The organism is Sphingomonas morindae (genome assembly GCF_023822065.1).
GTDB lineage: Bacteria > Pseudomonadota > Alphaproteobacteria > Sphingomonadales > Sphingomonadaceae > Solisphingomonas > Solisphingomonas morindae.
The window spans coordinates 3,457,284-3,468,642 of sequence record NZ_CP084930.1 but is presented as its reverse complement, the minus strand read 5'-3'; the positions used below and the strand labels follow the sequence as shown (position 1 = coordinate 3,468,642).

The window sequence follows — 11,359 nt, the reverse complement described above, 5'->3', positions numbered from 1 at the left end:
ATTACATCATATAAGGCGCAGATATCAAGATGAGTAAGCGTCCGGCTTCAGCAAGCGCCTAGCCGCCCGTGAGTGACCGATTGTGGGGCACTGCGGGCGTTTGTCACTCATCCTCAAAGGCAGTCGTTTGCGACGGCTGAGTGAAACCCCGTGGTCGCCTGCAATTCGGCGGCGATGCGTATGTCGCGCGTGAACAGCAAGCAGGCGCAACGCGCGACCTCTCAGTTCAACAGTGAGATCAGCTCGACTTGATCACGGCGCACGGCGGTCACTACGTGTCGATAGCGACGCGAGTTCATATAGCCTCTCACCGAATGCACTTGGTCGTCAACGAGCACGTGCCACCGGTTCTTCTGCCGTAAAAATACCTGATCGTCACCCTCGGCGATCACGCCGATGCTGGTAAGGCTTGTCGCGAGCACGCGACTAGGCGCTGCGAAGCTTGGCGTGATCGTGGGATTATTGCTGAGTTTATCTGCTTCCGTCGCGAGCACCCGACGCATCGTGCCGTTCTCAAACTCAATCCACAATGTGCTTTTAAACAGAAAAAAGCGCTTCGGCGCCTGATCGACCTGCTTGACCAGATCTGCTATCAGCTTCGTCTGCTGTTCGTAGCTGGGCCCATCCACGGTTGTGAGTTCCAGCTTGTCCGGGCGGCCCTCCTCGCTTTGCAACCTGTCGCTGACGCCAGCCGTCGCGCGTGACTGGGCATGGTAAAACTCGACCTGGGTCGGCGTACGAAGGTTTGAGATCGCGTCGGGATTTAATTCGATGCCGTAAGACTGAGGTGCAAACTTTCGGAAATCGATCTCCCAGTTGCTTTCGTCACTGCTCGCTCCTAAGCCAATTAGACCGCCTTCTCGTCCGCAGGCGGCGCTGACGGCGCCATACCGACATTGAAATTGGCGGCATGCGGAATCCGAGACGTGACGTTCGTGCAAGGGTTGCTTGACCGTGCGGCCGATGCCGTTGGACTCCAGATCATCGCGGCCTTGCGCGGTGAATTGTTGAATGCTCTTCTCAGTACTATAGAACGCGCGACCGTAGTAGAAGCGCAAGTCTAAGACAGACTTAAAGTCGACTAGACTTTTAAATGTGTAAGAAAAACGCTCGAGATCGGTTTCACTAATATCAATTGAAGTCTGTGTTTCTAGTAAACGATCAACCTCAGGGTCTGGTTTTCCTAACGTAAGGCGCTGATTGTTCGCAAAAAGCTTGCTAGCGGCGCTTCCGCTACCATTGAGGCGTTTACTACAATATTCATCGATGTCGAATGCGTGGATGAGTCCGTCTTTTGATATCAGCCACGCGAAATCGAAGTATAGATAGGCCTCCACGTAAGCGCCGTGTAATCGTAGAGAAATGCGCCTCATATCTTAAATTTCCGCATTCGACCGGCCACGAGGTCATCGATGCGTGGGTTTTTCCCCGACTCCCATTTGGAGATGACCTCCTCGGGAACTTCGTAATGCTCGTCGTTCGTCACTGACACGGGGTAGCCGTGCCATGGCCCCGGGTGATTGCCGCACCGCGGGAAGAACGCGACACGTTCACCAAGCTGCCCTACGATCCGAACCCCATCCACGGATACCCACCAGTAGTTTCCGGCATTGCATGACCAGGCACTGTCGTCACTGATGTCAAAGAAATCCGCTTCTTCCGTGACCGCCACTGCGGACGACCAAAGCGTCTTGTCCTTTTTGATCCTGTGACGATGATAGTTCATCGACTTGTAAGTGCGCGCATTGCGCGACGTGAAGCCGAACACTATCCCGTCACTCTCTGCGGCCAGTCGGTTCAACGTCGTCTCTCGCCTTGGTGATTGCTGCCACCCATGCGGATCGCCTCCGCAGGGCTGGTTACAGCCCCGCCTTACGCTACGAGGAGCAGCACGGAAAGTCCGGCTGCATGCCTGAAGCTTCGCGAATGACCGCTGGTGCCGGAAGGTGTCGTTAGCTGTGCGGCCCGCCAGCAACAGCTTTGCCCACCTAGGCGGTTTTAGCGTCTGGCTGCGCCCGACCAGGGCGGTCTTCCACTCACATTAACGAGCGGCTGGTTTCGGGAGGCGACTCGCAGGCGCTGAATGGCCGGGAATGGGTCCGAGCGGACAACTGTACTTCGGCGGCGATGGCCCTCCTGACACGAATGTTGACCTGACAGTATCATGGCGCCCGGTAGTCGAGCTCCCAAGGCGCCTCCCGATCGGTCGCCAGTCGCCACATAAGATCGGCGACGCCCGCCGACTCGGCTGAGTCGGGTAAAATCCTTTCACGAACCGTCGCGGTTGCGATGCGGATGCCACGCTCCGCGAGCGGCTTGACGAGCGCCTGGACGGCATGGCGCATGGCGACCTTGCCCACGCCCAGGCTCACCGCGTTCGGGTTCGGAGCCGTCGCAATTCCGCCGCCGGTGATGAGGATCGTGCCTCCGCGATCGCCGAACAGGCTGACGGCGGCGCGGATCGTGTGCAATCCCGCCGCGACGTTGATCGCGAGATCTCTCGTCACCTCCGCGTCCGTCATGCTGAAAAGGTCCTGGATCCGGACAACGGCTGCATTGAAGTGAACCACGGTCAGGCCTCCGGTCAGCTCATCGCCCTTCGCGATCGCTGCGCGAAGCGCCACCGGGTCGGTCGCATCCGCCGGCACCGTGTGTACAGCGATGCCCTTCGTCGAAAGTGCGGCCGCTTCTTCGACCAGGCGATCCGGGTCGCGCGCGGTAAGCACGACAGACCAGCCGGCCTCGCCGAACCTTTCCGCAACGCCGCGGCCGATGGCCGGGCCGGCACCGATGATCATGATGGATTGCGACATGACATCCCTCTTCGAGATTGGAGCGTCAAGTCCGCTCAGGGTGGGATAGAACGGGGTCGATCGACGCTCAGTGCTGGGTCAGGCTGCCGTGCCGCGAAGCCGGGGCTGCGGCACTGGCGTGGGCTCGCGTCAGGCGTCGGCCGCCGGCACGAGGCGCATGGCCGGGAAGCCGAGCTTACTGGCGAACACCTCCTGTACCGCCACGGTCGCGGGAAGCGGGCGCCATGCCACCTCGATGCCGTCGATCAGGCCGTCGTCGTTCAGGTGCAGGTGCTCGTTGCCCTTCACGGTCAGGCCGTTGCAGGTGAAGCTGAAGAAGACGGCGACGTCGTGGTCCTGAGCGAAGCGCAGGTTCACCTCGAGGCTGTCGATCGTCTCGAGGAAGCCTGAGAGAACCTCCACCACGGCATCCTTGCCGATGGTCGGTTCGGGAAAGATGGGGCCGAGCAGGACGATGTTCTCGGCGAGGTGCGGCACGATCCGCAAGCTGTCCCGGTTGGCGAGGGCCGCGAAATAGTCGTCAACATGGGCGGTGTTCATCGGAAGGTACTCCTGAGCAAGAAGGTGGCGGTAGGCGGCGGGGCTGCGCCGGGGAGCAGCGCCCCCGCGCGTGATCAGCGGGCGGCGCGCTCGATCAGCGCGGCGACTTCGGCCGGGTGCGAGACGGGCGACGCGTGGCTCGACGGAAGCGTCACCGTCCTGGCGTTCATCCGCTTGGCGAACATCGCTTCGGCCGCGGGCGGGATCATCTGGTCGTTAGCCGAGATGGCGTAGAAGGTCGGCTTGTCGTGCCAAGCCGCGACTGTCGCCTCCTCGCCGAACACGGCGCTGTTGAGTGGGATCTGGTGCGCGACCAGCGCCTTGCCCTCGGCGGCCGGCACGTCGCCCACGAACAAGCTTGGGAACGCGGCGGGGTCGAGAGACAGATAGCCGCGCGCATCCAGACCCAGCGCCTTCTTCCCCGGCGAGGGCGGCGCACCTTCGGACAGCGACTTCAGGCTTTCGCCGCGATCAGGAGCGTAGGCGGCGACATAGACCAGCGCAGACACCTTGGGATCGTTCCCCGCCTCGCCGATCACCACGCCGCCCCAGCTGTGCCCGACCAGCACGGTGGGGCCCTTCTGCTCGGCCAGCGCCGCGCGGGTGGCGGCCACGTCGGCCTCAAGCGAGGTCATCGGGTTCGCGACTTCCGTGACGTGAAAGCCCTTGCGGCGCAGCAGCTTGGCGACCTTGTCCCAGCTCGTCTGGTCGGTGAACGCGCCATGGACTAGCACGACGTTGCGGGCAGGGGCGGCGTGAGCGGTGCCCGCGACGGCCAGCGACAGAGCGGCGGCGGAGAGGTTCGCGACGATCTTGTTCATGGGTGTTACCTTCTCTGATGGGCAGCGACGAGCAGGCTCCTCGCTGGATGGTGCGGTCGGTGGTCGGTGATGGCTGGCGTCAGGCGCTGGCTTGACGTTCCTGCGCCCGCCGGGCGCGGTAGTCGGTCAGCGGCAGCCCGCCCTGGCCGAGATCCTCCATCTCGTGTTCGTGGAAGATCACGGTGGTGTCCTCGCGCGGCTTGCCCATCACATCGAACAGCAGGTCGGCGATGCCGTGGTAGATGGCGGCCTTCTGCTTTGCGGTGGTTCGGTCCGCGCCCGGCGCGGTGCCTTCGCGGGTCACCAGGATGTTGACGATCGGCATGGTTGGTCTCCCGACGGTGGATCAGCGACCGGCGATCAGGCCGCCGTCGACGTGCAGGATCTCGCCGGTCGAGAAGACGGCATCCTCGAGGTAGAGCACCGCGCGGACGATATCCTCGACCTCGCCGAGCTTGTGCATCGGGTGAAAGGCGCCGAGCTGCTCGACGATCTTGGGATCGTGCATCGGGGTGCGGATCACGCCGGGAGCAACCGCGTTAACGCGGATGCCGCGCGTGGCATATTCGATCGCGAGACTCTTGGTCGCAGCGTTCATGCCGCCCTTGGTCAGCATGGCGATGAAGGCGGGCGAACGCGAACTCGCGAACTCCGCCGTCGAGGCGGTGATCTGGACGATGTGGCCCTGGCCCCGCTCCAGCATGACCGGGACGACTGCCTGGGTGGTGAAGAAGAAGCCGTCGAGGTTGGTCTTCAGCTTCAGCCGGTAATCCTCCTCGGTATAGTCGGTGAACGCCTTGCCGATGAATATCCCGGCATTGTTGACCAGCGTGTCGATGCGGCCGAACCGCTCCAGCGCCGCCGCGACCAGCCGCTTGCCCGTCTCGGGATCGCCGATGTCGCCGGCGACGGTCACCAGATCGGGGTCGGTCGAGGGCTGGATCGAGCGCGAGGTCGCGACGACACCGTAGCCGCGGGCGCGGAACCCGTTGACGATGCCTTCGCCCAGGCCCTGCGAGGCCCCAGTGACGATGGCGATTTTCTTGATGTCCGACATAGCGATTGGCCTCATGCTTGGTTGATGACCGGCATGTATGGCGGTGTCGAACACCCGAAAATTCGCTATCTCCGATCAATGGCTGATCAAAAACGCACAGAGCTCGACTGGCAGGACGTTCGCATCTTCGTAGCGCTCGCTCGGCACGGCAGTCTGTCGGCCGCCGCCCGGATGCTCTCGGTCAATCACGCGACCATTGCGCGCCGGCTCCATTCGCTGGAAGAAAGCCTAGGCGAGAAACTCGTCGAGCGCCGCCCTGAAGGTTATGTGCTGACGCCGGCGGGTGCCCATGCGCTCGAGGCGGCGACCGACATGGAGCAGGCGGCCCAGATCCTCGGCCGCGGCATGGCGGACGGCACACCCAGCGGTCTTGTCCGGATCAACGCCTCGCCAGGGCTGTCCGCCGGCTTCCTCATGTCACGCCTGCCGACACTCGCCGGCCGCTATCCTAGGCTCGACATCGATCTCGCTCCCGCGCTGCGCTCGATCAGCCTCGAACGCCACGAAGCGGACATCGCCATCCGCTTCGAAAAGCCCAAGGACGGCGATGTAATTGCCCGCCCGCTGACGACCGTTGGCTACGGCTTCTATGGGACGCAGGAGGCCTGTGCCTCGACCAAAGCTGGCGGTGATCCGGTCTTCATAAGCTTCAACGAGGCCGACGCCTACCTGTCCGGGGCCGCATGGCTGACGAAGCATTTTCCCCGAGCGCGCGTCGCGTTCCGCGCCAAGGACCAGTTCCTCCAGTCGATCGCCGCGCGAACAGGGGCGGGCCTGGCGCTTATCCCGCATTTCATCGGCCGTGCCGACCCGCTTCTGCGACGCTGCGATCTCGGTGCGGTGCCGCCGAACACGGAGGTGTTCCTGCTGACGCGTAGCCGCGATCGGAAGAATGCGTCAGTCAGGATCGTAGCGGATGAGATCGGTGCAATGTTCGAGCAGGAGCGCGAGCTGTTCGTGTGAAGCTCGTGCGATCTGAGAAACGTAACTTTAGGCCGCCGATCGAGATCAACGCCCCGCAGAGATGAACGAGCGGCCGAAGTCGGGGAGCCGCAAACCAGCCGCGAATGACCGCAAATGGGTCAAGCCAGTCGTTCGCAGCCTCTACAATCCGACTCGGCCGCCATACGGCGCATGGCAGCGATCACATCACCATGATGGATGGGCTTGGAATAGAATTCCGCCCGGACCGGTAGGTCGAGGTCGGCTTTGGCCAAGGTGGCAGCGGTCAGGATGATCTCGATCGGCGGCCATCGATTGCGGATCGCAGCGGCGATCTCGATCCCCTTAACGCCTCGTGGCATGTCGAGATCGATATAGACGATCCGGATGTCCGTGCGGGTCTCAAGGATGCTGATCGCCTCATCGACGCTGGTTGCCTCGACGGGAATGAAACCCGCCCGTTCGACCATATCGGCGACCTCGATGCGGAGCACCGGCTGATCCTCGATGATGAGAACAGGCAAAGGCCCGATCGGTTGTGACTGACCCATAATGTGGCTGATCGACTTAACCCTGGATGATCTGGTGAAGCGGCGCACTCATATCTGCTGTCAGCCCCTCGATATCATAGTGAAGCTTAACGCCTCCCGACCCGGTAAGACCCATGCGGATGATGCGCGATCCAAAACCACGGTGGGATGGTTCAATCGCCGGCGGACCGCCTCGTTCCGCCCAACGCATGTCGAGAATATCGACGTCGTCGGTGCGAGAGATCGTCCAGCTCAGCGTGACGCGGCCGTCGGGCACGCTCAGCGCACCGTGCTTGGCGGCGTTGGTCGCCAGCTCATGCAGCAGCAGCGACAGCGACATGGCGGTGCGCGAGCCGATCCTGACCTCCGGTCCAGAGATGGTGATGCGGGCAATGTCGAAGGACGCCAGTGCCGCCTCTGCGATCTGTCGAAACCCTGCCGCTGACCAGGATCGTGCCAGCAGTACGTCGTGTGCCGATGCCAGCGCCTTCATTCGGTTGCCGAACTCGGTCGCCGCGGCATCGCTCGCGGTACGCGCCAGCGTCGCGTTGGCGATCGCCTGCACCACGCTCAGCGTGTTCTTGACCCGGTGCGCCAGCTCGCCGTTGAGCAGCGCCTCCTGCGCCCGTGCCCGGCCCTGTTCGATCGCGACATGGACGCGGTAGGCGACGTCTCGGACGAACTGCACCTCATCACTGGTCCAATCACGGGCTGCGACGGTGCAGACGTAGAGCATTGCCACGCAGGCGCCTTGCTGCATCATGGGGATATTGACGAAGGCGCGCGCGCCGCGCGCTTCCAGCGCAGCGGCCTGATCGCGCGTACGGGCATCGGAGCGACAGTCGCGAACGACAACCATCTCTCCGGCTTTCAGATCATCGATGAACGAACCATAGTCGCGAAGGCGTAGCGTTCCGCTCAGGCTGAGGGCAGGTTCCGCTGTCCAATCGCGTTCGACCGTGATCGTTTCGGCCAAGGGATCGATGTCGCCATAACCGACGAGCTCGACGCCCAGCGTCTCCCCAAGCACGGCACTCGCCAACGGGCCCAGATCCTCGGTTGGTTCCTCGTCCAGTAAACGGTCACTGAGGCGGATAAGGGCCACCTGTCGCCGTTCGCGCAGCACACGGTCGGTGACTTCGGTGAAGATGATCGTGAAATGATCGTCGCCGGCGTGCTGCATCACCCCGTCATACCAGCGGCCGAGCGTCCCGACCTGGCGCGTGAAGCGGACGGGTTCGCCCGTTTCGACCGCAGTCACAGGTTCGAAAACCCAGGCGTCCTCGATGCCAGGAAAGACCTCCCGGATCGTCCGCCCGACCGCGCAACCCCGCTCGATACCGACAAGGTCGTACCAGGCATTGTTGACCTCGTCATATCGCCAGTCGACGACCCGGCCTGTCTCGTCGCGGACAAGCTCGCCGAGGATGAAGCCCTCGCGCAGCGTCTCAAAAATGGTGCGCCACTTCGCCTCGTTGCGGGCGACGGCGTCCTCGGTTCGGCGACGCTCGGTCGTGTCGGCGATGAGCATCGCGACACGGCCATCGGCGACGGGAAACAGGTGCGCGTCGTACCAGCGCCCGAGCGGCTTCGCCTCGCCTTCAAACCGCACCGGCTCGCCGGTCCTGGCGACATGTCCATAGGCATCATGCCAATGCTGCTCGATGCCGGGTGCGACCTCGTTGGCCCAGCGTCCAACGGCATCGCTCAGTCCCGTGTGACGCTCGAACGCAGGATTGGCTTCGACGACCCGGTGATCCACCGGTGCGCCGGTCGCATCGAATTTGACCTCGCTGATGCAGAAGCCGGCATCGATATTCTCAAAGATGGCCCTGTATCGCGCTTCGCTGGCCCGCAGGTCAGCGATGGCGGAGTCACGCTGTCTTTCGACCAGCACCCGGCCGGTTGTCTCAAGCGTCACGTTCAGCAGGCCGGCGACACGCCCCTGCTCATCATGGATCGGCGAATAGGAGAACGACCACCAGGTGTCCTCCGCATAGCCGTTGCGGGTCATCAGCAGCGGCAGGTCCTCGAACGTGCATGTCTCGCCCGCAAAGGTACGCTCGACCAGCGGTTCGATCTCGGGCCAGATCTCCGGCCAGACTTCTGCGAAAGGCTTGCCAAGCGCCTGCGGGTGGCGGCTCCCCAGAATCGGCGCATAGGCATCGTTGTAGAGCAGGGTGCGGTCCTTGCCCCATGCGATGCACATCGCATGGCCGGACCCCAGCATCATGTCGACCGCCGTGCGCAGGCTCTGCGGCCAATGGTCGACGGGCCCAAGCGGTGTCGAGGCCCAGTCGGTGGCTCGGGTAAGGTCTGGCATCAGAGAAGGCGTATCGACGAGGTACGGGCTTTTCGCGTCTGATCCGTGGGTCGTCACGCTGGCCGTCATCCATGCTCGGCATGGCTTCGTGCCATCCTGTTTCTGCAGATTACCGACCCACTCAATCAAAACCAAGTTTTTGGCGGGGCCGATGCAACAGCGTCGTTCGACGACGCTGGCCGACACGCGCCTCGTTACCGCCGGGTCTGCCAGGAGATCGCCTTGCGGAACACGCGGGAGAGCTGCTCGATCGAATAGGGTTTGTGCAGCAGCTCGAAGCCATGGCGGCCATTCTGCGCAAGCACATGGCTGTAGCCGCTGGTCAGGATCACCGGCAGCCGCGGATGGCGCCGGCGGAGCTCCTGCGCCAGTTCGAGACCCGACATGCCGGGCATCACCACGTCCGAGAAGACGATGTGGAAACGGCTGCTATCCTTCTCCAGTTCGGCCAGCGCCTCATCGGCGTTGAGCGCCAGGATCGTGTCGTATCCCAGCTCGCGCAGCGCCTGCGTCGCGAACTCGCCGACGCTGCTGTTATCCTCGACGACCAGGACGCATACGCCGTCACCTGTGGCGGCGACGGGTTCGTCCTCCTCCTCCGTCGCGCGACTGCCATCAACCGCGACGCGGGGCAGGTAGAGGGTGAAGGTGGTGCCGCCACGCTCGCCGCTTTCGACCCGGATGTCTCCGTCCGACTGCTTGGCAAAGCCGATCACCTGGGAGAGGCCCAGGCCCGTGCCCTTGCCGACGCCCTTGGTGGTGAAGAACGGCTCGAAGATGCGCGCCACGTTCTCGGGCGAAATGCCGCTGCCAGTGTCACTGATTGTCACCGCGACATAGTCGCCGGCAATCGGCGGATGCAGCCGGATCTCCGGGATACCCGACACGGGACCGACGACGATGGTGAGATCTCCCTCGCCGTCCATCGCATCGCGCGCGTTAATGCTCATGTTGACGATGGCGGTGTCGAACTGCCCCTTGTCGGCCAGGACGTAGCAGGGTTCTTCGGGCACGACCGTGTTGATGACGATGCGCGAGCCGGTGAGCGTCCGGACCATCGATACCAGGTCAGCGATACTCTGACCGCAATCGAACGTCTCGGGCTTGAGCGCCTGCCTTCGCGCAAAGGCGAGCAGCTGTCCGGTCAGTTTGGCCGCGCGGTCCGCGGTGTCGCCGATTGCGTCGATATATTTCGCACGGCGATCGTCGCTGAGGTCGGGGCGGCGAAGGAGATCGACCGAGCCACGGATGACGGTCAGCAGGTTGTTGAAGTCGTGTGCGACGCCGCCGGTGAGCTGGCCGACCGCTTCCATTTTCTGGGCCTGGCGTAATGAATCTTCCGCCAGCGCCAGTCTGTCCGTCTGGGCGCGTTCACCGGTGATATCGCGGGCGCTGGAGTACAGCTTTCCCTCGAACGGCACGGCGACCCACGACAGCCAGCGAATTTCACCGTCCTTCGTCCGGTAGCGATTGTCGAACCGCATCACCGGATTGCCGTCGCGCACCTCTTCGAAGGCCGCGGCACTGGCAAGCTCGTCGTCCGGCATCAAAAAGTCGGAGAACGGCGATCCTTCCAGCTCCTGTGCCGTCCATCCGAGCGCTATTGTCCAGGCCGGATTGACGCGGTCGAAGCAGCCCGTGCGCAGATCGATGACGGACAGCAGTTCCGACGTGACCGTCCACGTCGTCGCCCGCTCGCGTGCGCGCGCGACGATCTGCGCTTCAAGGTCGCTGTTGAGCGCCCGCAACTCGGCCTCGCGCGCCGCGAGTTCGCGCTCGTGGACGATCTTAGTGGTTGTCTCGGTCGCGATGTTGAGAAAGCCGGCAATTGCGCCCTGATCGTCGCGCAACGGGCTGTAGGCGAAGGTCCACCATGTTTCCTCCGGATAGCCGTGCCGTGTCATGGTGAGGGGCAGGTCTTCATGCCCGACCGGCGTGCCGGCCATGGCCGACGCGGCGAGGGGCTCGATGTCGTCCCAGACTTCCGCCCAAACCTCGCTCAAGGGCTTCCCCAAGGCGGAGGGGTGCCGTGAACCGAGGAATGGCACATAAGCGTCGTTGTAGAAGAGCGTCAGCTCCGGCCCCCAGCCGACGCACATGGCGAATTGCGACGACAGCATCATGTCCAGGATGGTTTCGAGCGAGCGCGGCCAACTCTCGCGAGCGCCCAGAGACGTCGCCGACCAGTCACAAGCGTCCGTCAGGCTACGGAGATCGCCACCCCTGCCGTCATTGCCCTGATCGTTCACATCCATCTTCGGTCCCTACCTGGTCTCAGGACCAGGACGGCCGGTCACCAAGCAGCCGACATATAAACCACTTTCACTCGATGA

11 protein-coding genes are annotated in these 11,359 nt (G+C 63.2%); 1 reads left to right on the top strand and 10 read right to left on the bottom strand.

The window, feature by feature from the left end:
- Nucleotides 1-221: 221 nt before the first annotated feature.
- The 7 genes from LHA26_RS16750 to LHA26_RS16720 form a co-directional block, all read right to left on the bottom strand.
- On the bottom strand, nucleotides 222-1,337 hold the full coding sequence (locus LHA26_RS16750; protein ID WP_252166707.1) for a hypothetical protein: 1,116 nt from the start codon (nucleotides 1,335-1,337) through the stop codon (nucleotides 222-224).
- Nucleotides 1,338-1,369: 32 nt separating this feature from the next.
- Nucleotides 1,370-1,801: a hypothetical protein gene (locus LHA26_RS16745; RefSeq protein WP_252166706.1), complete on the bottom strand. Its 432-nt coding sequence runs from the start codon at nucleotides 1,799-1,801 to the stop codon at nucleotides 1,370-1,372.
- A 361-nt stretch (nucleotides 1,802-2,162) separates the two neighbouring features.
- On the bottom strand, nucleotides 2,163-2,813 hold the full coding sequence (locus tag LHA26_RS16740) for an SDR family NAD(P)-dependent oxidoreductase (protein WP_252166705.1): 651 nt from the start codon (nucleotides 2,811-2,813) through the stop codon (nucleotides 2,163-2,165).
- 129 nt (nucleotides 2,814-2,942) lie between these two features.
- A complete protein-coding gene (locus tag LHA26_RS16735; RefSeq protein ID WP_252166704.1) occupies nucleotides 2,943-3,353 on the bottom strand; it encodes a nuclear transport factor 2 family protein in 411 nt (136 codons plus the stop codon).
- A gap of 74 nt (nucleotides 3,354-3,427) precedes the next feature.
- A complete protein-coding gene (locus tag LHA26_RS16730; protein ID WP_252166703.1) occupies nucleotides 3,428-4,174 on the bottom strand; it encodes an alpha/beta fold hydrolase in 747 nt (248 codons plus the stop codon).
- A 79-nt stretch (nucleotides 4,175-4,253) separates the two neighbouring features.
- The gene (locus tag LHA26_RS16725) at nucleotides 4,254-4,499 is read right to left on the bottom strand and encodes a tautomerase family protein (RefSeq protein ID WP_252166702.1); all 246 of its coding nucleotides are present in this window, start codon (nucleotides 4,497-4,499) and stop codon (nucleotides 4,254-4,256) included.
- 21 nt (nucleotides 4,500-4,520) lie between these two features.
- A complete protein-coding gene (locus LHA26_RS16720; RefSeq protein WP_252166701.1) occupies nucleotides 4,521-5,231 on the bottom strand; it encodes an SDR family NAD(P)-dependent oxidoreductase in 711 nt (236 codons plus the stop codon).
- A gap of 24 nt (nucleotides 5,232-5,255) precedes the next feature.
- Here LHA26_RS16720 and LHA26_RS16715 point away from each other — a divergent pair, with 24 nt between their 5' ends.
- The gene (locus tag LHA26_RS16715) at nucleotides 5,256-6,194 is read left to right on the top strand and encodes a LysR family transcriptional regulator (protein ID WP_252166700.1); all 939 of its coding nucleotides are present in this window, start codon (nucleotides 5,256-5,258) and stop codon (nucleotides 6,192-6,194) included.
- A gap of 119 nt (nucleotides 6,195-6,313) precedes the next feature.
- Here the strand turns inward: LHA26_RS16715 and LHA26_RS16710 are convergent, their stop codons facing one another.
- The 3 genes from LHA26_RS16710 to LHA26_RS16700 are packed head-to-tail and all read right to left on the bottom strand — an operon-like array spanning nucleotide 6,314 to nucleotide 11,281.
- Complete coding sequence (locus tag LHA26_RS16710; protein WP_252166699.1) at nucleotides 6,314-6,772, bottom strand: response regulator; 459 nt, start codon at nucleotides 6,770-6,772, stop codon at nucleotides 6,314-6,316.
- Nucleotides 6,741-9,212 carry a PAS domain-containing protein gene (locus LHA26_RS16705; RefSeq protein WP_252166698.1) on the bottom strand — a complete coding sequence of 824 codons (2,472 nt, stop codon included), beginning with the start codon at nucleotides 9,210-9,212 and terminating at the stop codon, nucleotides 6,741-6,743. The genes LHA26_RS16710 and LHA26_RS16705 overlap by 32 nt, the downstream gene beginning before the upstream one ends.
- Nucleotides 9,213-9,220: 8 nt before the next feature.
- Nucleotides 9,221-11,281 carry a hybrid sensor histidine kinase/response regulator gene (locus LHA26_RS16700; protein ID WP_252166697.1) on the bottom strand — a complete coding sequence of 687 codons (2,061 nt, stop codon included), beginning with the start codon at nucleotides 11,279-11,281 and terminating at the stop codon, nucleotides 9,221-9,223.
- Nucleotides 11,282-11,359: the final 78 nt, after the last annotated feature.